Origin of the sequence: Streptomyces sp. NPDC020379, from assembly GCF_044387105.1 — a bacterium.
In the GTDB taxonomy this organism is placed as follows: Bacteria; Actinomycetota; Actinomycetes; order Streptomycetales; family Streptomycetaceae; genus Streptomyces.
Genome location: NZ_JBIRVR010000017.1, coordinates 1 through 26,514, shown reverse-complemented (window position 1 = coordinate 26,514; position 26,514 = coordinate 1). Strand labels below are relative to the sequence as shown.

General features: G+C 72.9%; 24 protein-coding genes. 12 read left to right on the top strand and 12 right to left on the bottom strand.

Annotation, left to right across the window (positions count from 1 at the left end; all coding sequences use genetic code 11):
* Positions 1–31: 31 nt before the first annotated feature.
* Positions 32–613, bottom strand: coding sequence for a methyltransferase family protein (locus ACH427_RS21920; RefSeq protein ID WP_398871553.1), 582 nt, complete (start codon positions 611–613; stop codon positions 32–34).
* Between the two features lie 77 nt (positions 614–690).
* Entirely contained in the window at positions 691–1,461 is a 771-nt protein-coding gene (locus ACH427_RS21915) for an MgtC/SapB family protein (protein WP_398871551.1), read from the bottom strand.
* A 90-nt stretch (positions 1,462–1,551) separates the two neighbouring features.
* On the opposite strand from ACH427_RS21915, the gene ACH427_RS21910 reads away from it, so the two are divergent.
* Positions 1,552–2,823, top strand: a complete 1,272-nt coding sequence (locus tag ACH427_RS21910; RefSeq protein WP_398871548.1) for a pyroglutamyl peptidase — start codon at positions 1,552–1,554, stop codon at positions 2,821–2,823.
* A gap of 189 nt (positions 2,824–3,012) precedes the next feature.
* On the opposite strand, the gene ACH427_RS21905 is transcribed toward ACH427_RS21910, so the two are convergent.
* Entirely contained in the window at positions 3,013–3,984 is a 972-nt protein-coding gene (locus ACH427_RS21905; RefSeq protein ID WP_398871546.1) for a quinone oxidoreductase family protein, read from the bottom strand.
* A gap of 34 nt (positions 3,985–4,018) precedes the next feature.
* Positions 4,019–5,434 (bottom strand): MFS transporter, encoded by a 1,416-nt coding sequence (locus tag ACH427_RS21900; RefSeq protein WP_398871543.1) that lies wholly within the window; start codon positions 5,432–5,434, stop codon positions 4,019–4,021.
* Between the two features lie 187 nt (positions 5,435–5,621).
* On the opposite strand from ACH427_RS21900, the gene ACH427_RS21895 reads away from it, so the two are divergent.
* Entirely contained in the window at positions 5,622–5,909 is a 288-nt protein-coding gene (locus tag ACH427_RS21895) for an ArsR/SmtB family transcription factor (RefSeq protein ID WP_398871541.1), read from the top strand.
* Between the two features lie 27 nt (positions 5,910–5,936).
* On the opposite strand, the gene ACH427_RS21890 is transcribed toward ACH427_RS21895, so the two are convergent.
* A complete protein-coding gene (locus ACH427_RS21890; protein WP_398871539.1) occupies positions 5,937–6,623 on the bottom strand; it encodes a TetR/AcrR family transcriptional regulator in 687 nt (228 codons plus the stop codon).
* 856 nt (positions 6,624–7,479) lie between these two features.
* On the opposite strand from ACH427_RS21890, the gene ACH427_RS21885 reads away from it, so the two are divergent.
* From ACH427_RS21885 to ACH427_RS21865, 5 genes are all read left to right on the top strand, one after another.
* Positions 7,480–7,761, top strand: a complete 282-nt coding sequence (locus tag ACH427_RS21885; protein WP_398871536.1) for a response regulator transcription factor — start codon at positions 7,480–7,482, stop codon at positions 7,759–7,761.
* Positions 7,762–7,959: 198 nt separating this feature from the next.
* Positions 7,960–9,177, top strand: coding sequence for a stearoyl-CoA 9-desaturase (locus tag ACH427_RS21880; RefSeq protein WP_398871534.1), 1,218 nt, complete (start codon positions 7,960–7,962; stop codon positions 9,175–9,177).
* A 57-nt stretch (positions 9,178–9,234) separates the two neighbouring features.
* Positions 9,235–9,681: a cobalamin-dependent protein gene (locus ACH427_RS21875; protein ID WP_398871532.1), complete on the top strand. Its 447-nt coding sequence runs from the start codon at positions 9,235–9,237 to the stop codon at positions 9,679–9,681.
* Positions 9,678–11,078 (top strand): methylaspartate mutase, encoded by a 1,401-nt coding sequence (locus ACH427_RS21870; protein ID WP_398871530.1) that lies wholly within the window; start codon positions 9,678–9,680, stop codon positions 11,076–11,078. The genes ACH427_RS21875 and ACH427_RS21870 overlap by 4 nt, the downstream gene beginning before the upstream one ends.
* A 96-nt stretch (positions 11,079–11,174) precedes the next feature.
* Entirely contained in the window at positions 11,175–13,139 is a 1,965-nt protein-coding gene (locus ACH427_RS21865) for an FAD/NAD(P)-binding protein (RefSeq protein WP_398871528.1), read from the top strand.
* A gap of 72 nt (positions 13,140–13,211) precedes the next feature.
* Here ACH427_RS21865 and ACH427_RS21860 read toward each other — a convergent pair whose 3' ends face one another.
* Both ACH427_RS21860 and ACH427_RS21855 read right to left on the bottom strand, forming a co-directional pair.
* Positions 13,212–13,610: a carboxymuconolactone decarboxylase family protein gene (locus tag ACH427_RS21860; RefSeq protein WP_398871525.1), complete on the bottom strand. Its 399-nt coding sequence runs from the start codon at positions 13,608–13,610 to the stop codon at positions 13,212–13,214.
* A gap of 37 nt (positions 13,611–13,647) precedes the next feature.
* Complete coding sequence (locus tag ACH427_RS21855) at positions 13,648–14,682, bottom strand: GlxA family transcriptional regulator (protein ID WP_398871523.1); 1,035 nt, start codon at positions 14,680–14,682, stop codon at positions 13,648–13,650.
* Between the two features lie 110 nt (positions 14,683–14,792).
* On the opposite strand from ACH427_RS21855, the gene ACH427_RS21850 reads away from it, so the two are divergent.
* Positions 14,793–16,190, top strand: coding sequence for an MFS transporter (locus tag ACH427_RS21850; RefSeq protein WP_398871521.1), 1,398 nt, complete (start codon positions 14,793–14,795; stop codon positions 16,188–16,190).
* A gap of 410 nt (positions 16,191–16,600) precedes the next feature.
* Here the strand turns inward: ACH427_RS21850 and ACH427_RS21845 are convergent, their stop codons facing one another.
* Together ACH427_RS21845 and ACH427_RS21840 are read right to left on the bottom strand one after the other, a co-directional pair.
* On the bottom strand, positions 16,601–18,157 hold the full coding sequence (locus tag ACH427_RS21845) for a serine hydrolase domain-containing protein (RefSeq protein ID WP_398871519.1): 1,557 nt from the start codon (positions 18,155–18,157) through the stop codon (positions 16,601–16,603).
* Between the two features lie 44 nt (positions 18,158–18,201).
* A complete protein-coding gene (locus ACH427_RS21840; RefSeq protein ID WP_398871517.1) occupies positions 18,202–18,885 on the bottom strand; it encodes a hypothetical protein in 684 nt (227 codons plus the stop codon).
* Between the two features lie 107 nt (positions 18,886–18,992).
* Between ACH427_RS21840 and ACH427_RS21835 the strand changes: the two genes are divergently transcribed.
* Positions 18,993–19,655, top strand: a complete 663-nt coding sequence (locus ACH427_RS21835; RefSeq protein ID WP_398871515.1) for a TetR/AcrR family transcriptional regulator — start codon at positions 18,993–18,995, stop codon at positions 19,653–19,655.
* A 166-nt stretch (positions 19,656–19,821) separates the two neighbouring features.
* On the opposite strand, the gene ACH427_RS21830 is transcribed toward ACH427_RS21835, so the two are convergent.
* On the bottom strand, positions 19,822–20,586 hold the full coding sequence (locus ACH427_RS21830) for a MerR family transcriptional regulator (protein ID WP_398871511.1): 765 nt from the start codon (positions 20,584–20,586) through the stop codon (positions 19,822–19,824).
* 114 nt (positions 20,587–20,700) lie between these two features.
* Here ACH427_RS21830 and ACH427_RS21825 point away from each other — a divergent pair, with 114 nt between their 5' ends.
* Complete coding sequence (locus ACH427_RS21825) at positions 20,701–23,256, top strand: glycoside hydrolase family 3 protein (RefSeq protein ID WP_398871509.1); 2,556 nt, start codon at positions 20,701–20,703, stop codon at positions 23,254–23,256.
* Here the strand turns inward: ACH427_RS21825 and ACH427_RS21820 are convergent.
* Positions 23,231–24,112 (bottom strand): SGNH/GDSL hydrolase family protein, encoded by an 882-nt coding sequence (locus ACH427_RS21820; RefSeq protein ID WP_398871507.1) that lies wholly within the window; start codon positions 24,110–24,112, stop codon positions 23,231–23,233. The genes ACH427_RS21825 and ACH427_RS21820 overlap by 26 nt on opposite strands.
* 322 nt (positions 24,113–24,434) lie before the next feature.
* Between ACH427_RS21820 and ACH427_RS21815 the strand changes: the two genes are divergently transcribed.
* Entirely contained in the window at positions 24,435–24,929 is a 495-nt protein-coding gene (locus tag ACH427_RS21815) for a DUF3145 domain-containing protein (RefSeq protein WP_361533020.1), read from the top strand.
* A 65-nt stretch (positions 24,930–24,994) separates the two neighbouring features.
* Positions 24,995–25,873, top strand: coding sequence for an NAD(P)-dependent oxidoreductase (locus ACH427_RS21810; RefSeq protein ID WP_398871505.1), 879 nt, complete (start codon positions 24,995–24,997; stop codon positions 25,871–25,873).
* A gap of 55 nt (positions 25,874–25,928) precedes the next feature.
* Here ACH427_RS21810 and ACH427_RS21805 read toward each other — a convergent pair.
* Positions 25,929–26,514, bottom strand: a 586-nt coding sequence (locus tag ACH427_RS21805) for a transposase (protein WP_398871503.1), incomplete at its 5' end; no start/stop codon positions are given.

The window sequence follows — 26,514 nt, the reverse complement described above, 5'->3', positions numbered from 1 at the left end:
CCGCTTCTCGGCGGCTCGCGGGGGACGCGGCTCACCACACCCCGGGGATCAGCCTGGGGGTCCGGGCGGCGTACGCCCGGTACTCCTCTCCCAGGGCGTCGAGCAGCATGCGCTCCTCCACCCGGATCCGGTACGCCACGGCCGCCAGGGCGCACACGGTGAACACGAGCCAGGACAGCGCGTTGCCGAGCAGGGCGGCGAAGCTCAGCAGGGCCGGCAGCAGGCCGCTGTAGGAGGGGTGCCGCACCCATCGGTAGGGCCCGGAGCTCACCAGCCGGTGGCCCCGCTGGATGTGCACCGTGGCCCGGAAGAAGCGGCCCAGCGCGACGATCGACCACAGGCGCAGCGCGATGCCCGCCCAGGCGAGGGCCGGCACCACGCCGCCCAGCACCCGGCCGTGGGCGGGGTACGACAGGGCCGCGACCGCGTGGCGCGTGAGCACCGCCGCCGCGGCTCCGCCCCAGAAGAGCACCCAGATGACCAGGAGGCTGCGCCGCTCGGTCCGCTCGGTGCGCCCGCTGCGCAGCCGCTGCCGGGCCTGCGGCACCAGCTCCGCGGCAGCCCAGGCCCAGACCGTGCCGATCAGGGCGAAGCCCATGGGCTGGTGCGTCACGTCACCTCCGGACCCCCGCTTCAAGGGTCGCACCGCCACTCCCCGGTCGCGGCCCGCCGCGGCGGGCCGCGTACGTCTCACTCCGCGCTGTCCGGGTGCGAGCGCAGGCCCACCCCCAGGACGCCCTCCCAGTGGGTGAGTTCCTCGACCAGGGGCAGCGCGGAGCCCTTGCCCTCCAGGCTCAGGACGACGTCGGCCTCCTTGATCCTGCCGCGTTCGCGGTGGTCGCCCCGGTCCTCGGCCTCGGCCTCGACGTGCACGTCGGTGACCCGGAAGCCGCGCTTGGTGCACAGCTCCAGCACCCGGCCCAGCAGCCCGCGGCGGGTGCGGTAGGACAGGCGCAGCTCGACCGGTCCGACGCCGGGGGCGACCGACAGCCGCCTCGTCATCAGCGGATAGCCCCGCACCACGAGGAAGTGCACGACGGTCGCGGCGACGCCGAGCAGCGGCAGCCCGCCGCCGCAGGCCATGCCGACCGCGCAGGTCAGCCAGATCGTGGCCGCCGTGGTCAGGCCGCGCACGCCGTCGCGGCGGACGAAGATCAGCCCGCCGCCGATGAAGCCGATCCCGGAGACGATCTGCGCGGCGACCCGGGACGGATCGAGGCCCACGCCGGGGATCCCGGCCACGGCGGAGAAGCCGTGGATCGAGACCTCCATGAAGAGCGCGCTGCCCACGCCGACGAGCGTGTGGGTGCGCAGCCCGGCGCTCTTCTGCTGTAACTCGCGCTCCAGTCCCACGAGCGACGAGAGGAGCAGGGCGATGCCCAACTCCACGAATTGACGGACCCCTTGGCCGCTCCCCGTATCGAACAGGGGTGGCGCGGCGACGTACTCGACTATTCGCATCCGTCAATTGTGGCCTGAAATAGCCTTTGTATGTGGACGGTCGTGCCCCCATCTACCGTCCATGCCCGCGCAATGGTTGTGTTCTGGCCCATGAGACTCAATGGGCAAGTCCGGACCGCCTCGCTCGCCGCGCTGCTGCTGTGCGCGGCCACCCCGTTCCCCGCTCTGGCGGCCCCCTCGGCCGCCCCTTCCGCCACGGCCGAGGAGCGGAGGCTCGCCGGTCCCGTGCCGCGGGAGATCCTGCGGGACAGCGGGTTCGCCGACGTGACCCCCGCTTTCGGCCGCGACCTGGCCGCCGCCCGTACGCCCGCGCAGGCGCGGAGCGTGGCGGTACGCGACGGGCGGCGGCTGTGGCGGCGGGCCGTGGACCGGGCGCAGGGGCGGGGTCCGGCCGGGGGCACGCTGAGCCGGGACGACGACCGGCCGCTGTACTGGGCGCGGCTGGGCATGACGCGCGCGCTCCGCGAGTGGAAGTCCGCCTTCCAGTTGACCGGAAAGCAGCGCACGGACCTCATCGCCGCGGTGGAACGGACCTCGCGCGGCCAGGATTCCGTCGAACTGCCGCCGGGGCGCGGCGTGCGGCGCGTACTGATCACCGGCTTCGACCCGTTCCAGCTGGACGCCGACGCACGGCGCTCCAACCCCTCCGGCGCGGCGGCCCTCGCCCTCGACGGCACGACGATCCGCACCGCCGCCGGTCTCGCGCGCGTCGAGGCGGTCGTCTTCCCCGTGCGCTGGGCGGACTTCGCGGACGGCACGGTCGAGCGGACGCTCCTGCCGTACTTCCGGCCGGGGCCACGGCGCGTGGACCTCTTCACCACCATCAGCCAGGGCCGGCCCGGCCGCTTCGACGTCGAACGCACCAACGGCGCCTGGCGCGGCGGCTATCCCGACAACGCCGGCGTCTCCCGCACGGAGACCGTGCCCCTCCCGCCGGGCATCCCCACCGTCCACCCGCAGCCGCAGTGGACGTCGACGACCCTGCCGTACGCGGCGCTCACGGCGGCCCGGACCGGCCCGTATCCCGTCCACGACCACACCGCCGTCACCGAGATCCCGGCGGGCGGCACGACCCCCGTCGACCGCCCCGACGGCCCGACCCCCGGCTCCACGGCCCGCGAGGGCGGCGGAGGCGACTACCTCTCCAACGAGATCGCCTACCGCGCGACGCTCCTCCGCGACGCGCTGCGCCTGCGGGTGCCGGGTGGTCATCTGCACACGCCTGTCCTGGAATTCGGCCCGGACAACGCGGATCCGGCGACGGGGCGGGTGAGCGATCCGGTCTTCGTGCGGAACCGGGTGGCGATCGTGGGTCAGGTGCGGGCGCTTGTCGCGGTTGCGGTGGCGCACGCGGCGGGATAGCCGGGGGAAGCCCCCCAGCAACACGCTTCGCGCGGGCCGCGGGCCGCTCCCGCCGCAGGCGGCGAACCGGCCCGCAGCCGGGGGTCCGGGGCACGCGCCCCCACGCGGCGGAGCCGCACATCGGACGCAGCGGGAAGGGGCGTGGCTGGGGAAAAGCCCGCCGCAGGCGGCAACGAAACCCGCACCCGTTCACGGCTTGAGCAAAAGCTTCCCCATAGAGCGCCGCCCCGCGAGATCCCGGTGGGCCCGTGCAGCCTCCTCCAGCGCGTACCGCCCCCCGACGGATACATCGATCGCACCGTCGCTCAGCCACCCGAACAACTCCGAGGAACGAAAGAGAAGTTCGGAAGGATCCGTCGCGTGATCATTGAGCGTGGGGCGCGTGAGGAAAAGAGAGCCGTGCGAGGCCAGCAGGCGCGGGTCGAAGCCGGGTACGGCGCCCGAGGACTCGCCGAAGAGGACGAAGGTGCCCCGCGGCCGCAGGGACGCGAGGCCCGCTTCGAACGTGTCGCGGCCCACGCCGTCGTAGACGACGTCGACACCGCGGCCGCCGGTCATCTCCCGCACCCGCGCGGCGATGTCGGCGCCGCCCGCCGTGACCAGGGTCTGCCACGCCCCCAGCCCCCGGGCGGCCGCGGCCTTCTCGGGGGTGGAGGCGGTGGCGACGACCCGGACGCCCTGCCGGGTGAGCAACTGGGTCAGCAGCCGGCCGACGCCTCCGGCGGCCGCGTGCACCAGCGCCGTGTCGCCTTCGCGCGCGGGGTGGGTGGAGGTGGTGAGGTAGTGGGCGGTCAGGCCCTGGAGCAGCAGCGCCGCCGCGGTCTCGTCCGTGACGTCCACGGGCAGCGGGACGGCGGCCCGCGCGGGCACCACGACCTGTTCGGCGTAGCTGCCGGGGGCCGCGCACCAGGCGATGCGGTCGCCCGGCACGAGGGAGGTCACGCCCTTGCCCACGGCCGTCACCGTGCCCGCGCCCTCCGATCCGGGGGTGAAGGGCGGGGAGGGCTTCGCGCGGCCCTCGCGCTCGTGGATGTCCTTGAAGTTGACGCCGATGGCCGAGGGGCGGGCCACCACCTCGCCGGGCCCGGGGGTGGGGTCGGGCAGGGTGGCGACGCCGAGGACCTCGGGGCCTCCGTACTGGGTGACGACGATTGCGCGCATGGTTCCTTCCCGGGTGGGGCGGGGGCGGGGGTGGTCAGGAGCGTCCGGCCGTGCGGGAGGACAGGGCCGCGGGCACGGCCACGACGGCGAGCAGGAAGCCGGCGGCGACGACGCCGAGGCAGATCCGCAGCCCCGCGGGTCCGGGGGAGCCTTCGAGCAGGACGCCGAAGAGCGCGATCGCCACCGCTCCGCCGACCTGGCGCAGGGCGTTGAGCGCGCCGGAGGCCAGGCCCGAACGGTCGGCGGGCAGCGCGCCGAGCACCACGGCGGGCAGGCTCGGCCCCATCAGCCCCGCGCCGAGCCCGAGCAGGCCGCTGCCGCAGAAGAAGACCCACCAGGCGAGGTGCTCGCCGAGCGGCAGCAGCGCGCAGGCGCCGGCCGCGGCGGCGAGCGCGCCGCCGGTCAGCAGCGGGCGCGGGCCGGTGCGGGTGACCGCGCGGGCCAGGACGAAGGAGGCGAAGGCCCACAGCGTGGCGAAGGGCACGAAGGCGAGACCGGCGCCGAGGGCGTCCAGCCCCCAGGCGTTCTGCAGCCGCAGGGAGAGCGCGAACTGCGCCCCGTAGGCGCCGAACTGGAACAGCGCGCCGATGGCCAGGCCGCAGGCGAACCGTGGCCGTACGAGCAGGTCCAGGGGCAGTACGGGCGCCTTGACGCGGCGCTCGACCGCGATGAACGCCACTGCGGAGCAGCCGGTGATCACGAGCAGGACCCAGGTCACGGCGTTGTCCCAGCCGAGGGCGCCGCCCTCGATGAGCGCGCCGATGCCGCAGCCGACGACCGCGACGACCAGTGTCTGTCCGGCCGGGTCCAGGGCCGCTTCCCGGGTGGCGGAGGCCGGCACCTGAACCCGCGTCAGCCACCAGGCGAGCAGGCCGATGGGCACGTTGATCAGGAAGACCGAGCGCCAGCCGACGGCCGTGGTCAGCACGCCGCCGAGCACGGGGCCGAAGACGAGGGCGAGGGAGCTGACCCCGCCCCAGATGGTGAGGGCCTTGGCCCGCCGGGCGGGGTCCGGGTACATCTTGGCGATCACCGCGAGGGAGGCGGGCAGGAGTCCGCCGGCGGTGACGCCCTGGAGCACCCGGGCGACGACGAGGAAGTCGAGGCCCGGGCTGACCGCGCAGGCCGCGGAGGTCACGACGAAGCCCAGCAAGGAGACCTCGAACACCCGCCGGGCGCCCCAGCGGTCGCTGATCGCGCCCCCGCTGAGCAGGAAGGCGGCCAGGGTGATGGTGTAGCCGTTGAGGATCCACTCCAGCCCGGCCAGGCTTCCGGCGAGGTCCTTGCGGATGGCGGGCAGTGCGACGTTGAGGGCGCTGCTGTCCATCAGGACCATGAAGAAGCCCAGGCAGACGGCGAAGAGGGCGAGCGCGCCGACGCGCGGGGCGGTGGTGTCCGGTGGCGGGTGGCCGGTGGTCATGTCCTGGGGGGACAGCGAACGGCCGGGCATGGCACACCACCGGGCTTCCTGGGACGACTACAGTGTTTGATGGAGGTCGATCACTGTGAATGTAAGACCCGAGTCGAACACCGAGTCAAGTCCCTTGGGCTGTACACCTGATGAGGTCAAGCCACCGGAAGAGGGGCGCGCCGCGTCGCGCCGCGCCCGGAATCTCTCGCATGTCCATCCCGCCGATGTGACCCTCGGCGAGGCGCTCCTGGCCCTGGCCGATCCGGTGCGGCGCACCATCGTGCGCGAGCTGGCGGGGGAGGCCGACTGGTCACGGGCCTGCGGCACGTTCGAGCTGCCCGTCACCAAGGCGACGCGCAGCCATCACTTCGCGGTGCTGCGCGACGCGGGCGTGGTCGAGCAGCGGGACGTGGGCCCGCGCCGCCTGAACAGGCTGCGCAAGCCGGAATTCGACATCGTCTTCCCCGGGCTGCTGGACCTCGTCCTGCGCGAGGGGATCACCGACGAACCGTGAGCCTCGCGTAAGGCGCGGGCGGCCGCCCTACGCGAGACCGCGCGGGGCCCGGAGCCCGCACGCGTCGTGCGGACGCGCCCCGGCGGGCCGCCCGGACCGCAGGACCCCGTGCAGCAGGATCTGCAGGAGGGACTCCAGCTCCGTGTGCAGGCACACCCCCGTGCCCCCGGCCTGGGCCCAGCGGTGGAGCACGCCCAGATAGGCGTCGCGCACGACGTTGCTCACCCGCGGGGGCGAGAGCTCCGGGCCGAGCTCGCCGTGCGCGACCCCGGCCGCGATGATCTCCTCGAAGACCTCGCAGGCGTACGGCTCCTCGAGGAGCGGCCGCCCGGCCTTCGCCCAGGCCATGAGCATGGCGATGGTCGTCTCGCGCTCCTCCTCGTTGATGTCGGCGAGCGCGGTCATGCACCGCCGCAGCCGCGTCTCGGCGCGCTCGTACGCTCCGGGCGGCGTCGCGGCGTCCAGCCGCTCCCGGAGCAGGGCGCGGCGCTGCTGTCCCCACTCGCCGATCAGGTCTTCCTTGCGGTGGAAGTAGTTGAAGAACGTCCCGCGGGCCACGTCGGCGAGTTCGGCTATCTCGTCGATGGACGTGCGGTCGTAGCCCTGCTCCGCGAACAGGGTGAGCGCCGAGGAGTACAGCCGCTGCCGGACCTTCTGCTTGTTGCGCTCCCGACGGCCCGGGGGACGCACGGGTCCGCAGGAGACGTTCTCCATCGTCATTCTCCGTTCGGGAGGGCGGCGTCCGCCCTGGACGGCCCCACGGGCGCGCGGTCGGTGCGGGCCGGGGCCGCGGGCACACCCTAGGGCGCCGGTGACGTGCGGGGACCCCGCGGGGCGGACCGGGATGGGAAAACTTATACCAGAGGTCAACTCTGCGTCACAGGGCCACTTCGGACCGTTGATGTCCGGCCGGGACGGGGTGCGCCCGCGCCGGCTCCGGTTCCTGTGCCGGAAGGCGGTCATGAGGGCGCCGGAGGGCCTTCCTGGCGGCGCCGTGGAATTCGGCCGGAAAACGCCCCTCGGGAGGCTGGGGTGCCTTGCGTTCCCGGGGGTGCCGTGTTCGTGCGACATGGATATCCGCACCGCTCCGGGATTCGGTTGTCTCTTTGAATTGGGCGATCGGCCGGCGCCGGAATGCGGGCATCCGATTCCTTTGTCGAACCGTGTGTCACGGGAAGCGGGATTTTCTGCCGCGAATCAGCCCTGTGGGCTTTTTCCGGAAGGTGGTCAGATGGGGAATGGCCCGAAACGAAAAAGGTTTGGGAGGGGTTTATGTGCGATCGGGGCGGCTGCCCGGAGGCTCGCGGTGCGGCGGCGGTCCGAACGTCGGTGAATTGTTTGCCTGGTCGAATGCAAAGATGAACTCAGAAGCAACTTTAATCATCAACTGCCGCGTCCAGGCGGTCACTTGAGGTCTGCTATGCGTGACTCTGTACGGTGATCGGGGGAAATTTCCATGCATGGTGCACACTTTTTGCGAACCCTTGACAGGGGTGAATGCTGACCCGAGTACAAGATTGTTCTAACGTCGACGGTATTCTGTCGCCGCACAACTGGGGGGTGTGTTCCAGTGGAGGGCATACGTGACGCCGAAACGGCCGGCCGCGAGTCGTGGGCTGAACAGCGACGGCGTGTCGGTCTGCTGACCGACCGGGAGGCCCAGGTGTTCCTGTTGCTGGGTGCCGGTTATTCGAACCGCAGTATTTCCGCGCGGTTACGGGTTACCGAAGGTACGGTCAAGGCGCACGTCGCGCAGATTCTCTGCAAGCTCCGCGTCGAGTCCCGACTGCAGGCCGGTCTGGTCTCGTACGCGCATCAGCTGTTCAACGAAAGACCAATAGCCGCGGGTTGAGGCTGTCGGATAGAAATCTTCTGGGCGGCGGCCGGACGTTCCGCCCCGGCTCCCGCCGCAAGGGCGGGGGCGGGGTGCCAGCCATGCTCAGCGACGTCGATTCCCGCGGTCGCCGCCCCTGTCCGCTCTCCGGAAGGCGCCGGGGAGCCGTTCCAGGAAGTCGAGGAACGACAGGCCCGGATCGATCCAGGAGAACCTGTGTCCGTTACCGATGCCCATCCGCGGCAGGCGGGTCCGGCCGCCGCCGCGGTCCCCGACCCCAGGGAGACCATGCGGGGCCTGCCAGGGCTCCTCCAGCCGCCGCTCACCGTACTCACCGGCAAACCCCTGGCCGGACAGACCCCGTTCGGCTGGTCGCCGACCTTCCACCTCGCCGCCGCGGTCGCCGCGATGGCCGTCGGCGCGGCCGTCGGCGCGACCGGGTGGACGCTGGGGTCCTGGTATCTGTTGCTGCTGCTGCCGGGCTGGGCCGTCACCCTGCACGGCATGCGCAACCTGCGCATGATGGTCTACCACCAGTGCTCGCACAAGAACATGTACCGCAAGCGCGAGCTCGACGCCGTCATCGGCCGGGCGACCTCCAGCCTGCTGGTCATCCAGAACTTCGAGCGCTACAGCCGCGAGCACGTCAGCGACCACCACGCCGCCCACCACATGACCCTGCGCGACCCCACGGTGCAGGCGTTCCTCGTCAGCCTCGGCCTGCACCCGGGCATGACACGACGTCAGATGTGGCGCCGCGTCCTGGGGAAGCTGGTGTCGCCGCGCTTCCATCTCGCCTTCGCCTACTCCCGGACCCGCTCCTTCTGGAACAAGTCCGCCACCAGCGAGAAGGTCACCTCGGTGGTGCTGTACGGCGCCGTGGCCACCGCCACGATCGCCACCGGGACGTGGGACGCCCTGCTCGTCGTCTGGTTCATCCCGCTGATCCCGCTGTTCCAGGTCAGCAACACCCTGCGGCTGTGCGTCAAGCACACCTTCCCGCCGGCCGGCACCGAAGTCCGCCGCGGCCGGGAGTACTTCGCCTCCCTCACCAACGCCATCTTCATCGGCGAACCCGCCCCCGACCCGGCCCTACCCGCGGGGCGGCGCGCCGCGGCCTGGCTCCGCTGGGCCCTGCGCATGGCGTTCGTCCACGCGCCCTCGCGCTATCTGGTCCTCACCGGCGACACCGTCGTCCACGACTACCACCACCGGGCCCCCTCCAGCCGCGACTGGGCCGACTACCTCTTCGCCCGGCAGCAGGACGCCGACGCGGGCCACCCCGGCTGGCCTCCCTACCACGAGGTGTGGGGCCTGGTCCCGGCGATCAGCTACGTCTTCGACTCCCTCGTGGCCGCCGATGCCGAGGAGTACGACGTCACCCGGCTGCGCTCGGTCAGCAAGCGCGAGCTCTTCGCCGCCTTCGACGACTGACCCCGCCCGGCCCGCCACCCCCCACCCGCAGCACGCATCCGAAGGAGCAGCACCCCCATGTCGCACAGCGAACGCCGCCTCGTCATCCTCGGAGTCGCGGCCAGCGACAGCCACGCCGTCGCCAACCACCTCATCGCCCACGCCCTGCGCGGGCTCGGCTTCGAGGTCGAGAACCTCGGGACCTGCACGCCGGTCGAGGAGTTCGCCGAGGCGTGCGAGCGGCACCCCGAGGCCGAGGCCGTCATCATCGGCAGCCTCAACGGCCATGTCCACGAGGACCTCCGCGACCTGCCCGCCGCGCGTGAGGCGGGCCGCATCACCTGCCCCGTCATCGTCGGAGGCAACCTCTCCGTCGGCAGCAGGAAGGACCCCAAGGACCTGGAGCGCCTGTACGCCCTGGGCGTGGACCGCATCCTCCGCGACCCGGAGCAACTCCTGTCCGCCCTCGACGAGCTGCGCGCGAGCCGGACGGCTGAGCGGCAGCGCCTGCTCGTGGCCTCATGACCAAGGTCAGCTATCTTCCGGGCCACCCCGCGGGCCCCGGCGCGGAGGTCCTGCCGCCCCTCGCGGAATCCGTCGACTACATCACCTCCCTCGGCAAGCCCACCGCCGCCCGCGTCCTCATGGACGCCCGTGAGGCGGGCCGGGTCGCCATCCAGCCGCGCTGCGGCGTCGGCGGCCACGAGGAGATGAAGGCCCTCCTGCGGGAACTGGAGGACCAGGCGGCGCCTGACATCCTCACCCTCACCATCGACTCGCACACCCGCCTCAAGCGCTTCGAGCAGGCCCTGCGCTCCCTCAACCGGGCGCCCGCCGACCTCAACGGCTACCCCCTGGTCAGCCACGGCTATCAGCGCGGCAGGGACATGAACGAGTCCGTCGCGGCCCCGCTGGAGATCCGGCACGGCTCGCCCGACGCCCGCATCCTCTTCGACGTCGCCGTCGCCTCCGGCATCACCTCCTTCGAGGGCGGCGGCATCTCCTACAACCTGCCGTACTCCAAGGCCGTCCCGCTCGCGGAGTCCCTCGCCGCGTGGCAGGCCGTCGACGAGGTGTGCGGCGAGGCCGCGGACCTCGGCCTGGTCATGGACCGCGAACTCTTCGGCACGCTGACCGCCGTGCTCGTCCCGCCCTCCATCAGCCTCGCGATCAGCGTCGTCGAAGCGGTCCTCGCCGCCCGCGCGGGAGTGCGCTGCATCTCCGTCTCGTACCCCCAGAGCGGGCACCTCGTCCAGGACGTCGCCGCCCTGCGGGCGATCCCCGCGCTCGCCCGCACCTATCTGCCCCCCGGGGTGGAAGTGCACGCCGTACTCCACGAGTTCATGGGGGTCTTCCCCAAGAAGCGCGGCAACGCGGAGGACCTGATCTTCTACGGCGCGCTCGTCGCCCGGCTGGGCGGCGCGTCCAAGCTCATCACCAAGACCTACCAGGAGGCGTTCGGCATCCCCGACACCCGCGCGAACGTCGAGGGGCTGCGGCTGGCCGACCGCGCCAACTCGCCGCTGCTGGGCTTCGTCACCGTCGACGAGGAACGCGTCGCCGACGAGCTCGCCTGGATACTCGCCGAGGTCGCCGACATCGTCGAACCCGTACTCGCCGCCCCCCACACGATCACCGCGGTCGTCGACGCCTTCGCGGCCGGCCGCCTCGACATCCCCTTCAGCGCCAGCCGCTACGCCAAGTCGGAGATCATTCCCAAGCGCGACGCCGAGGGAGCCATCCGCTATCTGTCCACGGGCTCCCTCCCGTTCGGCGACCGCACCCGGCGGCACAACAGCGAGCTCCTCAAGGGCGCCGACAGCGCGGACCCCGTCATCGGCTCCCTGCTGACCGGCCTCACCGACGACATCAACTACTTCCCCGCCCTCTTCCGGGAAGCGAAGGGCGAGGAAGCCGAGTGACCGCTCCCGCCCTCGCCCTTCCCGGCGACGGCGCCTGGACCCCCACCGGCCGGACCCCGCCGGCCTTCACCTTTCGCTTCAGCTAGGAGAGCTCGTATGTCAACGGAAGCAGAACCCCTGCGCATCTGCGTCGTCGGGGCCGGGCCGAGGGGGACCGTGGTGCTGGAGCGGATCTGCGCCAACGCCCCCGGACTCGCGGGCGGTACGCCGGTCGAGGTGCACGTCGTGGATCCGCACCCGGCCGGCGGCGGCCGGGTGTGGCGGGCCGGGCAGTCGCGCCGGCTGCTGATGAACACCGTCTCCGGGGACGTGACCGTGTTCCCCGACGCCAGCGTCACCTGCGAGGGCCCGCTGACGTCCGGGCCCACGCAGTACCAGTGGGCCCGCATGGTCGCCGAGGGCGAGGTGACCGGAGTGACCGAGGAGACGAAGGCCGAGGCCGCGGTGATGGAACCGTGGTCGTACGCCTCCCGGGCCTTCCAAGGGGAGTACCTCGGCTGGGCGTTCGCCCGCATCGTGCGCGACGCGCCCGCCGGGGTCCGTGTCCAGGTGCACCGGACCCGGGCCACGTCGGTCACCGAGACCCCGGACGGCACACAGCGGGTGTACCTGGACGGCCGCGACCTTCCCCTGGAGGCCGACGCCGTGGTCCTCGCGCAGGGCCACTACGACGTCGCGCCGACGGTGAGGCAGGCCGCGCTCACCGCGTTCGCAGCCCGGCACGGCCTGCACTACGTGCCGCCGAGCAGCCCGGCGGAGGCCGACCTGGCACCGGTCGGCGCCGGCCGGCCCGTGGTCCTGCGCGGCCTCGGGCTGAACTTCTACGACTACATGGCCCTGCTCACCGAGGGCAGGGGCGGCCGCTTCGTCCCGCGCGCCGACGGCGGGCTGACGTATGTGCCGAGCGGTGAGGAGCCGGTCATCCACGCCGGATCCGGGCGCGGCGTGCCCTACCGCGCGCGGGCGGAGGTCCGCCAGGAGATCGTGCCCCGCTACCAGGCGACCTTCCTGTCGGCCGAGGAGATCGCCCGGCTCAGGGGCGGGGCGGGCACCGGCCGCACCGACTTCATGCGCGACCTGTTCCCCCTGGTGTCGAAGGAGGTCGCCTGGAACTACTACGGCGCGCTCCTCCGGGCGAGCGACCCGGCCGGCCACGCCCGGCTGCTCGCCGAATACCCGCGCCACGCCTGGGGATCCCCGGAGATGGAGGCGCTCCTGAGCGAGCTGGTGCCCGATCCGGAGCTGCGCTGGAACTGGACGACCCTCGACCGGCCCGCGGACCGGCGGGAGTTCGCCGACGCGGCCGACTACCGCGAGTGGATACTCGGCGTCCTCGACGAGGACCTGCGGCACTCGGACCTGGGCCCCTCCACGAGCGCCGTCAAGGCGGCCGCCGCGGTCATGCGCGACCTGCGCGACGAGGTGCGGCAGGTGATCTCCCACCGGGGCCTGAGCGGAGCCTCCTACCGCGACCACATCGACCGCTGGTTCAGCGGGCTGAACAACTACGCCGCCAGCGGGCCGCCCGCCACACGCGTCCGGCAGCTGCGCGCCCTGGTCGAGGCGGGGGTCGTCCGACTGCTGGGCCCGGACATGCGGGTGACGACGGACGAGGAGTCGGGTGCCTTCGTCGTCGACTCGCCCCAGGTGCCGGACGCCTCGGTGCGGGTGACCGCGCTCGTGGAGGCCCATCTGCCCGTCACCGACGTGCGCCGGGCCACCGACCCGCTGCTGTCGTCGCTGCTCGCCTCGGGAGGGTGCCGGGCCCACTTCATCCCCGACGCGACCGGGCCCGGATACGAGACGGGCGGGCTGGACGTCACCGACGTGACCTTCCAGGTCGTCGACCGCCAGGGCACACCGCACCCGGCCCGCTTCTCCTACGGGCCCCCGGTGGAGTCGGTGCAGTGGGTCACCGCGATCGGCGCCCGTCCGCACGTCAACTCCCGCACGCTGCTCCAGGGCGACTCCATCGCCCGGTCCTGCCTCAAGCAGGGCATGAGCCGCCGCGGCACGGCCCCGGCCGGGCGGGACGCGGAGCTGACGGCGCCCGCGCGCTGACGGCACGGAGCCGGTGCGGGGCGGGGCCCGGGAGTCTTCCCGGGCCCCGCCCCGCACCATTCACCCGTCGCCTCACTCTTCGTCCGGCGCGCTCCCGTGGACCTCGTGGACCGCCCTCATCAGCGCGATGCCCGCCGGGCCGCCGGCGTAGGCGGCGCAGTGGACGGCGACTTCGGCCATGTCCTCGACGGAACACCCGTTGCGCCGCGCCGCGCCGACATAGAGACGCAGCTCCTCGGGCCGGTTCAGGACGGTCAGCAGCGCGAGGTTGAGGAGACTGCGCGTCCGCCGGTCCAGACCCTCGCGCGCCCAGACCGATCCCCAGTTGTACGTGGTGATCATGTCGTAGAGCGGCTTCGCCGGCGGCCAGTCGCTCAGCCCGGAGCCGACGTGCTCCTCGCCGAGCACTTCTCTGCGGATGCGGCTGCCTGTCGCGTACGGCTCGGGTGTCGATGCGGAGGTGGCAGGCATACGGATCCCCTTGTCCTATGGGTGGTCACCCACGTTTCTACCCGCGGAGCAGGGGCGAGGGGTATCCGACTTTGGTGCAAGAGGCGGCGGGTGAACGGTCGGCGGCGCGGTACGCGCGGCGGTATTCGGTGGGCGGGATGCCGACGCTGCGGGCGAAGTGGAGACGGAGGTTGCCGGCGCCGCCCAGCCCGCACTGTTCGGCGATCCGGTCCATCGGCTGGTCGGTGGTCTCCAGCAACTCCTTGGCACGGGCGATCCGCTGGGCCTGGAGCCACTGGAGCGGCGTGGTGCCGGTGGCCTGCCGGAAGCGCCGCGCCAGCGTCCGTACGCTCGTGCCGGCCTGCCGGGCCAGCCGGGGCGCGGTGAGGGGCTCGTGGAGGCGCTCGGCGGCCCAGTGCAGCAGCGGGGCGAGCCCGCTGTCGGTCTCCGTGGGCGGCACCGGCGTCTCGATGTACTGGGCCTGCCCGCCCGGCCGGTGGGCGGGGACGACCAGGTGCCGGGCGACGGAACCGGCCACCCGGGCGCCCAGGTCCTTGCGCAGCACGTGCAGGCACAGGTCGATGCCCGCGGTGCCCCCGGCGCTGGTGAGGATGTCCCCGTCGTCGATGTAGAGGACGGTGGGGTCGACCTCGACGCGCGGATAGCGCGCGGCCAGCAGCGGCGCGTGGTCCCAGTGCGTGGCGGCCCGCCGCCCGTCGAGCAGCCCGGCCGCCGCCAGCACGAAGGCCCCCGAGCACAGGGAGACGAGCCGCGCGCCGCGCTCATGGGCCTCCCGGACCGCGTCCAGGAGCCGCGCGGGCGGCTCGCCGCGGACGTCCGCGCTGGCGGGCACGATGACGGTGTCCGCCTCGACGATCTCCCGGTAGCCGTACGGGGTGTGCGTGGTGAACCACTGCCGCGCGGGGGCGGTTCCGGTCTCCGTGGGGTTGCAGAGCCGGAAGTCGTACCAAGGGGTGTGGAGATCCGGGCGCGGGGTGCCGAACACATGGCAGGGCACGGCGAGTTCGAGGATCGGCATGCCGTCGGTCACCGCCACGGCCACGCGACCGGGGCCGCCGGGCTGCTGAGTCATGGCAGCAATCTAGCGACTCATGGCAGATCTGCCACTCGAAGAGGGGGCCGCGGGCGCCGACAGTGGGAAGCGCCTCGATTCGGACCCCCGGAGAGACGATGGATACGTCCTTGACCTCGACCCCTCAGACGACGGAGGCGGACGCGGCCGCCCCCGCCCCCGCGGACCCCCGGCGCTGGCTGGTGCTGACTGTCGCGTCGGCCGCCCAGTTCCTCGCGATCCTCGACCTGTTCGCCGTCACCGTGGCCTTCCCCGCCCTGGAGAAGTCCTTTCCCGCGGCCTCGCTCGCCTCCATGTCCTGGGTGCTCAACGGCTACACGATCGTTCTCGCCGCCCTCCTCGTCCCCGCCGGGCGGCTCGCGGACGAGACGAGCCGGAAGGCCAGCTTCCTTGCCGGCATGGTCCTCTTCGGGCTGTCCTCGGTCGGCTGTGCCGTCGCTCCCGGCCTGACCGTGCTGATCATCGCCCGCGTGGTGCAGGCGATCGCCGCCGCCGTCCTCGTGCCCACCTCCCTGGGGCTGGCCCTGCCGGCCTTCCCCGAGCACGAGCGCTCCACGGCCATCGGCATCTGGACGGCGGTCGCGGCCGTCGCCGCGGGGAGCGGACCGGTGCTGGGCGGCCTGCTGGTGGAGATCGACTGGCGGTGGATCTTCATCATCAACGTCCCTGTCTGCGCCGTCGCCGTGCTCGCCGGGGCGCGTCTGCTGCCCCGGGTGCCCCGCAAGGCGGCGCAGGGCCTCGACCTCCTCGGATCGGCGCTCATCCTCCTCGCGTCCGGCGCGCTGACGATGGCCTTCGTCGAGGCGCCCGACTGGGGCTGGACCGCGCCCGGCACGCTGGGCTGCTTCGCGGCCGCCGTGCTGCTGCCGCTCGTCTGCCTGCGCCACATCCGCCACACCGCGGACCCGGTCATCAGCCCCACGCTGTTCGCGAGCCGGCTCTTCCGGGTCGGCGCCACCGGCATCTTCGTCTACTACCTGGCGTTCGCCGCCATGCTCTTCGAGGCCGCCCTCTTCCTGACCGGGCAGTGGCATTACTCCGTCCTGCGGGCGGGCCTGGGCATCGCGCCCACCCCGGTCACCGTGATGGTCCTCTCCGCCCTCTCGGGAAAGATCATCCGCCGCGTCGGCGCCCGGACCTCGGCGGTGGCCGGAGGCGTGGCCTTCGCCGCGGGCTGCGCGTGGTGGCTGACCGCGGCCGGCCCCGCGCCGCACTACGCGGCGGCCTACCTCCCGGGAGCGATCCTCGTCGGCGCGGGCAACGCCCTCATCCAGCCCGCCCTCTTCGGCGCGGCGAGCGTCCTCCCGGCCGAGCAGCTCTCGGTGGGCTCGGGCACGCTGATGATGTCCCGCCAGATCGGCTCGGCACTCGGTGTCGCTCTGCTCACGGCTCTGCTGGGCAGTTCGGGGCATCCGGCGATGTCCGCGTTCCGGCACGGGTGGGTGTTCATGATTGTCTGCGCGCTGTTGGCGGCGGGGGTGGCGCTTCGGTATCGGGTGCGGGTTTGAGTATGCCTGGGGTTCGCCGTTGTCCGGTGCGGGATGTTTGTGGCTGGGGTTCAAGTGGCCTCAAGCGCCGGCCGGGCTGGTTTGTGGTGGGTGCCGGGGGTGGGTCTTCCAGGCTGGGGACCTGGAACGCGGTGCGGTTGCCGTTTTTCGTGTTGCGTGCCGTGATGTCGCACCGCGTTCCAGAACCCCACCCTCCAGCCCCACCCCCTCCCACCGGAGGGCAAGTGCGGGCACGTCCGGCTTCGGGGTACGCAACCAGCCCGTTGGGGGCACCTCCCAGCGTTAGCTGGGGGAGATTGAGGACAACGCGCGAAGCGAGTTGCTTGGGGGTCCGGGGTCTCCCCGGCTTCGGGAAGGGGCGGGTAGGGGAAAAAGCGCCGCAGGCCGACGGACCCGCACGCACCCCCGCCTCACCCCGAAGACTTACCCGTGGCCCGCACCCCGAAGTGCACATACCGGCTGCCGTCCCCCAACACGTAGAAGACCACCGGAATCCACCCGTCCAGAGAATTCCGCCGCCCCGCGAAAACCGTCTTCGACGGCGCGTCCGAGACCGCGGTCAGGTTCCAGACCAGAGGCTCGAACGTCCCCGCCAGCCCGTCCGCCCCCTCGTACGTCAGCTGGAGGACGCCCTCCGCCGAGTCCCGGTCGGTGATGGTCATGAGGAAGCCCTCGCGCTTGTACGTGCCGGTGAACGGGGCCGTGTCCACCACCGGCGGCCGCGCGGGCGGGCCGAACGCCGGCATGGTGACCCCGGCGAACTCGGCGGTCAGCTCGCGGCAGAGCGTCTCGAAGACCTTGGGCGCGGCGCCGCCGCCGTTGGTGAGGAGGGCGATGGCGAAGCCCTTCTCGGGGATGGCCCGCAGATAGGCGAGCTGCCCGAACGTACTGCCGTCGTGGCCGAAGCCGCGCGCGCCGTCCCACTCGAAGAGGCCCCAGCCCAGCCCCCAGTGGGAGCCGAGGAACCACTGGTCGGGCATCTCGACCTCGCGGTGGAGCATCGCCGCCACGGCGGCGGGGGAGAGCACCCGCGTGCCGTCCGGCGCCGTGCCGCCGTCGATGAACAGCCGGGCGAACCGCACCACGTCGGCGGCCGTGGCGCTGATCCCGCCGTAGGGGCCGGCGGAGCGCGGCAGCATGTCCCACCGCGGGGTGGGGACGGGGTCCTCGCCCGGGTCGCCCACGTGCCCCATCGCCGCCCGGAAGCGCAGCACTTCCTCGGGCAGGGTCATCGTGCGGCCGAGGCCGAGCGGGGTGAGGAGCAGCTCCTTGAGTGCCTCGTCCCAGGTCTTGCCGGTGACGACCTCGATGATCCGGCCGAGGATGTTGTAGGCGGTGCCGGAGTACGACATGGTGGCGCCGGGCGGGTTGGTCATGCCGATACCCCGCGCGGCCTCGACGTAGCGGGCCAGGCAGTCGTCGTCGCGGCCGGTGTCCTCGGCGAAGTCGCCCTCGATGCCGCTGGTGTGGTTGAGCAGCTGGCGCGGCGTGATCGTACGGGACGCCTCCGCGTCGGCGACGGCGAAGTCCGGCAGGACGTCCACGACGGGTGCGTCCAGGTCGAGCCTTCCGGCGTCGGCGAGCAGCACGGCGAGCGCGGCTGTGTAGCCCTTGCTGATCGAGCCGATCTGGAAAACCGAGTCCGTGGTCGCCTCGACACCGGTCCCGGTGTGCAGGATGCCGCTCGCCAGCTCGTGGATCTCCCCGTCGGCGAGCACGGCCAGCGCGGCGCCCGGGATGCGGTGGGCGGCCAGCAGCCGGTCGAGCCGGGCCTGCCAGTGGGCGGCGTCGAAGCCGCTCGGGGCCACCACGCCCAGCGCGCGGTTCACGACCCGGTCCACCTCGCGGTTCGTCCGCTCCATGAGCTTGGCGACCTCGTCGTCGACGAGCCTCGACACCTCCCGGTAGACGTTCTTCACCTCCTCGTCCACGACCCTCGACACTTCCTGGTACACGTTCTCCGCCATGACGTATTCCCCCTGGGATGTGTGCGGTGATGAAGCGGGGCGGGTCAGGCCGTCTGCCGCGCGGCGGGCGCGCTCGCCCCCGTGAAGCCGAAGACGCGCCGGGCCAGGGTGTGGACCAGGAGGCCGAGGACGAAGCCGTACGCCGTCACCATGCCGTGCCCGTTGGACTGCGCGAACCACATGGCCAGGCCGAGCACGGGCGCGGCGATCGCGAGGAGCGCGTCCTTGCGGTCGCGGCCGCGCAGCAGGAGGCCCGCGGCCAGGGTGGCGGCGAGGAAGTATGTCGCGCCCGAACTCCCGGCGAAGTTGCGGGGGTCCGTGCTGCCGCCGGTCTGGCCGAAGAGCGCGTCGATGTGCTCCGGCAGGAGGATGCCCGCGGTGAACAGCAGCACCATCAGGGGCGCGCCCCAGAACCACTCCGCCAGCGCGGCGATGACGGCGAGGGTGGCGATGTTCCACGCCCCGCCGAGGAACCCGCCGTTCTGCATGAAGACCGAGGTGACGACGCGCCACCAGCCCGACTTGTCCGGGTCGCTGTCGAAGGTGTCCATGGCCCCCGACCAGCACAGCTGGGTGACGACCCCGGCGAGCGCGATCCCGGTCAGCCCGGCCGCGGCCCAGGGGGTCCGGCGCCGGCGCAGGGTGTCCTCGCCGATGAGGGCCAGACCCCCCTTGAACATCAGAACCATCAGTGCCGCCGTGGTCACGTTGAACAGCAGTGCGCCCATCGCCACCAGCCCCCTTCGAACGCCGTGTTGTTTGTGCTGGACACGACAGTAGCCCGGGTGGCGGGCAGTTTCAAACACTGTTTGAAAATTATGGTTAGGCTGAGCCCATGAAGCTGACCGCAGACCGGATCATCGACGCGGGCATGGCCGTGTTCGCCGAGTCCGGCTACCACGGGTTGTCCATGCGTCAGGTGGCGGAGCGCCTGGGCGCGCACGCCGGGAGCCTCTACTACCACGTGCCCAGCAAGAGCGCGCTGCTCCGGCTGATGGCGGACCGGGTGGCCCGCCAGGCGTACGACGCGGGCACCGCGGCCCTCGCCGCCCTGCCCGAACAGGCCGGCTGGCAGGCCCGGATCGAGGCCCAGGCGACGACCCTCCGGCAGAGCCTCCGCCGGCACACAGGCGGCGCGATCATGTTCGCCGACAGCCCGAAGGTGCTCAGCGCCGGAGCGCTCTCACTGATGGAACGCCTGCTGCGCACCCTGACCGACGCGGGCGTCCCCGGCGAACACCTCATCGTCGCGGCCGACAGCCTGCTCAGCCACACCACCGGCTACGTACTCCAGGAACAGAGCGAGTCCCCCGCCACCACCGTCACCGCGGAGGACGTGGCCACCCTCCAGGAACGCTTTCCCCTGACCGTGGCTGCGGCGGCCGCCTACGACCAGGACGAGAAATTCACCCGCAGTGTGCGCATGCTGTGCGCGGGGATCGCGACTCTGATCGACCAGCCCCGCGTCAGCGGGACGAGTACCGCCCCAAGCGCCTGAACGTCAGTGCCGCCGGCACCGCCACCGCGACCGGCAGCCGCACCAGCGTCTCCCACGGGATCAGTTCGGCCGCGGCCGGCGCGCACAGGAAAGGGGTCGTGAGGAGGACGGGGAGCGTCGAGGCGAGGGCCGTACGGGAGTTGGGGGTCCATAGGCAAGGGCTCCTTCAGGTGCGGGCGCGGCGGGCCGCGTCGAGGTAGGCGGTGAGGTCGTGCCGGCCGTCGGCGGGGGCGGGCTCACCCGACATCGCGGCCGGGTCGGCGCGCCACGCGCCCCGTACACCGGCGGAGATCCCCGCGTCGCCGCCCGTGAACAGCGCGCTCAGCTCGTCCACGCGGTCCACGACCCGCCGGACCTTCTTGTCGGTGGGCGGGACCCCGGACGTGCGGAGCCGTTCGGCCCTGCGGTAGAGCTCGGGCCACTCGACTTCCAGCAGATAGTGCCGGGCGGGCCCCACGGCGGCGGCGCGGGCGCCCAGTTCGCGGATCTGGTCGTCGTCCAGGTGCTCGCGCAGGGCGCGCCGGCCCTCGGGGCCCGTGCCGCCCGTCGCCCGCAGCGCGTCGAGCAGGAGCTCCCCGCCCGCGGCCGGCCGGTCCGCGGCGAGCGCGTCGCCGAGCCGTACGAGCCGCTGCCGCAGGGTGTCGAGCGCGGCGATGGACGCCTCCACCTCCGCCAAGTGGTCGCGGACCAGCCGCTCCGGGTCCACGCCGGTGTCGAGGCAGACGGCGATGCTCTCCAGGCTCAGCCCGAGCCCGCGCAGGGCCAGCACCTGGTACAGCCGCGCGAGATCGCCCTCGGTGTACTCCCGGTGCCCGCCCGCCGTGCGGCGCGAGGGGCTGAGCAGGCCGATGGTGTCCCAGTGGTGCGATGTCCGCACGGTGAGCCCGCATGCCCCGGCGAGGGGCCCGACCCTCCAGGTGGAGGGGGTCATGCCTCCACCATGCATCCTCACGCGACGTGAGGTTCAAGCGCACTGGAGTCCCGCTTCCTCCTGGGCGACCCTGGAGTCCCGGGCAACACCCCGCCACGCGCCGCAGGAGGACCCGTGTCCGACGAACGTGACCGTGAGCTCGCCGTGGACGCCGCGCTCCGCGCGCTCGGCCTCGACGACAAGGCCCGGCTGCTCGCCGGGGACGGGATGTGGACGCTCCCCGCGCTGCCGGGCATCGGCCTGCGCGCCCTCGTGATGTCGGACGGGCCGGCCGGGGTGCGCGGCGTGCGGTGGACCGCCGCGGACCCCTCGCTCGCGCTGCCCAGCCCCACCGCGCTCGCCGCCACCTGGGACCCCGGGCTCGCCCGCCGCGCGGGACGCGTGCTCGCGCAGGAGGCGCGGCGCAAGGGCGTGCACCTGCTCCTCGCGCCCACCGTCAACCTGCACCGGTCACCGCTCGGCGGGCGGCACTTCGAGGCGTACAGCGAGGACCCGTACCTCACGGCGGCGATCGGCACCGGCTACGTCCTGGGCGTGCAGGACGGCGGCGTCGGCGCGACGCTGAAGCACTTCGTCGCCAACGACGCCGAGACCGAGCGCTTCACCGTCGACAACCGCGTCCCCGAACGCGCCCTGCGCGAGCTCTATCTGGCCCCCTTCGAGGCCATCGTCCAAAGCGCCCGGCCCTGGGCCGTCATGGCCGCGTACAACCAGGTCAACGGCGTCACCATGACCGAGAACCACCACCTCCAGAACGAAGTGCTGCGCGCCGAATGGGGCTTCGACGGCTGTACGGTCTCCGACTGGCTCGCCGCCCGCGACACCGTCGGGGCGATCCGCGGCGGCCTGGACATCGCCATGCCCGGCCCGCGCACGGTCTACGGCCCGGCGCTGGCGGCGGCCGTGCGCGCGGGCGAGGTGCCGGAGGCGCTCGTGGACGCCGCCGCGCGCCGGGTGTTGCTGCTCGCGGCGCGCGCCGGGGTGCTCGACGGCGCGCCGGCCGCCGTCACCCGGCCGCCCGCGCCCGTCGACGGCGAGGCCCTCGCCCGGGAGATCGCGTGCCGCTCCTTCGTCCTCCTACGCAACGAGGCCGTACCAGCCGGTGAGCGCGCCCTCCCCATCGACCCCGCCCGCACCCGCCGCCTCGCCCTCCTCGGCGGCGCCGCCCGGGACGCCCGGATCCTCGGCGGCGGTTCGGCACAGGTCTTCCCTGCCCACGTCGTCTCACCTCTCGACGGGCTGCGGGCCGCGCTCCCCGACGGCGTCCTCGCCTACGCCGTGGGCGCCGGCCCCGGCACCGAACTCGCCGTCGCGGGGGAGGGATTCCGCCTCGTCGCCATCTGCCGGGACGCCGCCGGCCGGATCCTCGGGCGCGAGGAGATGACGGACGGCGCCGTGCAGTGGGTCGGCGGCCTGCCGGACGGCGTCACGTACGCGTCCCTGCACACCGTCGAGGCCACCGGCACCTTCACCCCGCGCGCGAGCGGCCCGCACGCCTTCGGCACCAGGGGGACCGGCGGCTTCCGCCTCACCGTGGCCGGACAGCTCCTCTGCGACGACACCGAGCCCGACGACACCGAGCGCGTTGGTACCGGCGCCGAGGCGGCCGGCCCGGGCGCCGATCCCTTCGAGGCGTTCCTGGGCGCGCCCGTCACCCGGGGCGAGGTGTCCCTGGAAGAAGGGAAGCCGGTCGGCGCCAGCCTCGTCCACACCGTGACAAAACCCGCGAACACCCCCATAGAGGCTGTGGCGTTCTCCCTCCTGCACCGCGAACCCCAGCGCGATCCGGACGCGTTGCTGGCGGAGGCCGTGGCCGTCGCGGCGGGCGCCGACGCCGCCGTCGTGGTCGTCGCGACGACCGAGCGCGTCGAGAGCGAGGGCTTCGACCGCACCACCCTCGCCCTGCCCGGCCACCAGGACGCACTCGTCGCCAGGGTCGCCGCCGTCAACCCCCGTACCGTCGTCGTGGTGAATTCCGGCGCCCCGGTCGAATTGCCCTGGCGGGAGGACGTCGCCGCCGTGCTGCTCGGCTGGTTCCCCGGCCAGGAGGCGGGCGCGGCCCTCGCGGACGTGCTTCTGGGCGCCGCCGAGCCGGGTGGCAGGCTCCCCACCACCTGGCCGGCCCGCCTCGCGGACGCCCCGGTGACGGAGGTTGACCCACGCGAGGGTGAACTTGCTTATGGGGAAGGTGTGTTCATCGGATACCGTGCCTGGGAGAAGGCGCGGGTGGTCCCGGCTTATGCCTTTGGCCATGGCTTGGGCTACACCGACTGGTCGTACGAGGCGCTGGACATCCGGAGCGAGGGTACGGATGCCCCGGTGGCCACGGTCCGCGTGCGCAACACCGGCACGCGGTTCGGCCGGGAGGTGGTCCAGATCTATCTCGCCGCTCCTCGGGGCGGCGCAGTGGAGCGCCCGGCCCGTCGGCTGGCCGGTTTCGCCTCGCTGGAGGCGGAGCCGGGGCGGACGGCGGAGGCGGCCATCGCCCTGGACCCCCGCGCCTTCGACGTGTGGGACGAGACCGCAGCCGCCTGGCGGCGCCTCCCCGGCACGTACACCGCCGAGGCCGGCCGTGGCATCGCCGACCGCAGACTGACCGCCACCGTCCGGGTCCGACCGGCTCCGTTCCCCTCTCGGGCGCGGGTCACGCCGGGGGCCGGGGCGAGGTGATCGTGCGGTACGCCATGTCCGCCAGCCGCTGCTGGCCGTCCTTGCTCGGGTGGAACCAGTCCCACTTGCTCAGCGCCTCGCCCGTGAAGCCGTAGTCGTGCACGGAACCGTCGTAGCGGCAGAGCTCGTCCCGGCGGCAGACGTCCGCGAGGACCGCGTTGTACTCCCCGACCCGCTTGTCGACCTGCTCGCGGCGGCCGGCCGAGGCCGCGTCCACCTTGCCCGCGTCGCGCAGCATCGAGGGGCAGATGCCCAGGTTCCACACCGTCTTCGCGAAGTCGTTGCCCCGCCCCTGGGACCACAGCCGCTTCAGGTCCGGGATGGCGGCGACATACAGCTGGGACGTGGGCAGGGCGGTGCGCAGCTCCTTGACCGACCGCTCGAAGTCCGCACGGAAGGTGTCCACCGGCGTCATCGCGCCGACGTCGGCGCGGCACGCGTCGTTGGCGCCGAGCAGCACCGTGACCAGCTGCGGCTTGTTCGCCACGGCGGCCTTCATCTGGGCGGGGAGGTCGGACATCCGGGCGCCGGTCTTCGCGAGGTTCCAGCTGCTGGTCCGCGGGGAGGCCAGCAGCCGGCTGGCGAGGCTGTCGACCTGGGTGCCGGTGGCCCAGGAGACCTCGGGGCAGTCGGCGAGGAGGGAACAGGCGTCGAAGCCGCGGCTGATGGAGTCGCCGAGCGAGGCGAGCGAGGCGGGCCGGGTCTGCCACGTCGGGCCGGCGCTCGCGCTCGGCCGCGCGCCGGGCTCCGCGCCGCCCTTGCCGTCGTCACAGCCGGTGACGAGCAGGGCCGCCGCGGCCACGGCGGCGGCGGCCCGTACGGCCCCGCGCGCCTTCCGTCCCGCGCTGTCGCGCATGGCTTCGTCCCCTCCGGCCGGGTGATATCGGTTCGGGTCCGACGGTACGTCACCGGAGGGGTGCCACCGCACGGTAGCTTTTCCCGGGGGGAGGCCGGGCGAGGCCCGGCAGGCTTCGCGCTCAGGTATCGCCGCTAGGGCAACACATCACATCCTGTCCCTTTTCAGGAGAATTGCTCCCGATGGTGTTTACTGTTGGTAACCTCGCGAGCTGGTGCGGGAGTGACCCTTGGGGCAGAATGTCTGCTGCTGTCCCAGGCGGGACCGGTACGGGTGCGAGGCCGCTGGGGAAGGCGAACCTCGAACCGCACTGGAGGTCCCGGTGACGACACGTGGAGTTCTCTACGTGCACTCCGCGCCGCGCGCGCTGTGCCCGCACGTCGAATGGGCCGTCGCGGGCGTGCTCGGTGTCCGTGTCACGCTCGACTGGATCAGACAACCCGCCTCACCCGGCACCTGGCGTGCGGAATTCTCCTGGCAGGGGCAGGTCGGCACCGCCTCCAAGCTCGCCTCCGCGCTGCGCGGCTGGCACCTGCTGCGCTTCGAGGTGACCGCCGAGCCGTGCGCGACCGCCGAGGGCGAGCGCTACAGCTCCACGCCCGAACTGGGCATCTTCCACGCGGTCACCGGCATCCACGGTGACATCCTCATCCCCGAGGACCGGCTGCGGGCCGCGCTCGCGCGCGCCGCCCGGGACGAGAGCAACCTCGCCGCCGAGGTCGCCAAGCTCCTGGGCAAGCCGTGGGACGACGAACTGGAGCCGTTCCGCTACGCCGGCGAGGGCGCGCCGGTCAGATGGCTGCACCAAGTGGTCTGACCGGGGCGCGCACACAGACGGCGCGCTCTTGCCCTGGAGCCCGCTCCAGGGGCTAGCGTCACCGCATGCCTGAAACGACCTCAGTCACCCTTCTCGGCACGGGGATCATGGGCGCGGCCATGGCCCGCAACCTCGCCCGCGCCGGTCTCGACGTCCGCGCCTGGAACCGCAGCAGGGCGAAGGCCGAACCGCTCGCCGCCGAGGGAGTGCGCGTCGCGGACAGCCCCGCCGACGCCGTGCGGGGCGCCGACGTCGTCCTGACCATGCTCTACGACGGGCCCGCCGCCCTGGAGGTGATGCGGGCCGCGGCGCCCGGGCTGGCGCCGGGCACCGTGTGGGCCCAGTCCACCACCGCGGGGCTCGACGGCTTCGAGGCCCTCACCGGCTTCGCGGCGGAGCACGGCCTGCTCTTCGTCGACGCCCCCGTCCTGGGCACCAGGGCGCCCGCCGAGGCCGGGCGGCTGACGGTCCTGGCCGCCGGGCCCGCGGAGGCCCGTACGGCCCTCGCGCCCGTCTTCGACGCCATCGGCAGCCGTACGGTCTGGGCGGGCGACGACGCCCCGGCCGACGCGGCCACCCGGCTCAAGCTCGTCATCAACAGCTGGGTGCTCGCCGTGACCCACGGCACCGCGGAGGCGCTCGCCCTGGCCGAGGGGCTCGGCGTGGACCCGGCCGGTTTCCTGGACGCCGTCGAGGGCGGCCCGCTCGACATGGGCTATCTGCGGGCCAAGGCGGCGCTGATCCTCGGGGGCGGGCTCACCCCGCCCAGCTTCGCCACCACCACGGCCGAGAAGGACGCCCGGCTGATCGTGGCCGCGGGGGAGCGGGCCGGGGTGCGGCTGGACGTGGCGGCCGCGGGCGCCGAGCGCTTCCGCCGGGCCGCCGAACAGGGCCACGGCGACGAGGACATGGCGGCCTCGTACTTCGCGAGCTTCGACCGCTGACCTCCCGCCGGGAGAACGCGAGCGGCCCGCTCCCGGACGAACCGGACGCTGTTGGTTAATCCGGGCCGTGCTGCTTCGCCCCGCCGACCTGTTCGGCGGGGCGAAGTGCTGCGAAGTGGCTGGTGCGGGTGCGGGCTCGGGGTGTTTTGGTGAGGTGGGCGTCGATGCGGGCGAGGTTGATCGCGGCACCCGTGAGCTGGTGCTGGAGACTGGTCTTCGCCTGGCCGCGGTAACGGGATCTGCGCAGTCCGCAGCGCAAGACGCCCTGGGAGATGGTGCCCTCGATCCCGGCGCGGATCTGGTAGCGGTCCTTCCACTGGTCGGTCTGCTGCTCGGCCCTGGCGGCCCGCAGAGCGTGGTGTTCGTCGTGGTGGCGTAGACGCAGCTCACGGGGCCTGCTGACGGGCGCGTCGAGGCACTGAGCCCGCACGGGACAGCGGCGGCAGTCGCTCACGGAGAACACCACCCGGATGACCGGGAGTCCTTGCTGGGAGAGCCGGTTGCTCCAGGTTCTACTGGTGTGACCACCCGGGCAGGTGACCCGTTTGGCGCCCCAGTCGATGGTGAACGCCTCCTGGTCATAGCCACTCGCGGTGCTCGTCTGGGTGCTCGTGTTGACCTGGACCGGACCGTGCAGGGCC

Coding starts and splice junctions, on each gene's coding strand:
- ACH427_RS21845 (WP_398871519.1), bottom strand. CDS start 18,157: ATGGCGGAGAACGTGTACCAGGAAGTGTCGAGGGTCGTGGACGAGGAG.
- ACH427_RS21835 (WP_398871515.1), top strand. CDS start 18,993: ATGAAGCTGACCGCAGACCGGATCATCGACGCGGGCATGGCCGTGTTC.
- ACH427_RS21860 (WP_398871525.1), bottom strand. CDS start 13,610: ATGCCTGCCACCTCCGCATCGACACCCGAGCCGTACGCGACAGGCAGC.
- ACH427_RS21810 (WP_398871505.1), top strand. CDS start 24,995: ATGCCTGAAACGACCTCAGTCACCCTTCTCGGCACGGGGATCATGGGC.
- ACH427_RS21875 (WP_398871532.1), top strand. CDS start 9,235: ATGTCGCACAGCGAACGCCGCCTCGTCATCCTCGGAGTCGCGGCCAGC.
- ACH427_RS21865 (WP_398871528.1), top strand. CDS start 11,175: ATGTCAACGGAAGCAGAACCCCTGCGCATCTGCGTCGTCGGGGCCGGG.
- ACH427_RS21915 (WP_398871551.1), bottom strand. CDS start 1,461: ATGCGAATAGTCGAGTACGTCGCCGCGCCACCCCTGTTCGATACGGGG.
- ACH427_RS21820 (WP_398871507.1), bottom strand. CDS start 24,112: ATGCGCGACAGCGCGGGACGGAAGGCGCGCGGGGCCGTACGGGCCGCC.
- ACH427_RS21905 (WP_398871546.1), bottom strand. CDS start 3,984: ATGCGCGCAATCGTCGTCACCCAGTACGGAGGCCCCGAGGTCCTCGGC.
- ACH427_RS21870 (WP_398871530.1), top strand. CDS start 9,678: ATGACCAAGGTCAGCTATCTTCCGGGCCACCCCGCGGGCCCCGGCGCG.
- ACH427_RS21840 (WP_398871517.1), bottom strand. CDS start 18,885: ATGGGCGCACTGCTGTTCAACGTGACCACGGCGGCACTGATGGTTCTG.
- ACH427_RS21910 (WP_398871548.1), top strand. CDS start 1,552: ATGAGACTCAATGGGCAAGTCCGGACCGCCTCGCTCGCCGCGCTGCTG.
- ACH427_RS21855 (WP_398871523.1), bottom strand. CDS start 14,682: ATGACTCAGCAGCCCGGCGGCCCCGGTCGCGTGGCCGTGGCGGTGACC.
- ACH427_RS21830 (WP_398871511.1), bottom strand. CDS start 20,586: ATGACCCCCTCCACCTGGAGGGTCGGGCCCCTCGCCGGGGCATGCGGG.
- ACH427_RS21890 (WP_398871539.1), bottom strand. CDS start 6,623: ATGGAGAACGTCTCCTGCGGACCCGTGCGTCCCCCGGGCCGTCGGGAG.
- ACH427_RS21900 (WP_398871543.1), bottom strand. CDS start 5,434: ATGCCCGGCCGTTCGCTGTCCCCCCAGGACATGACCACCGGCCACCCG.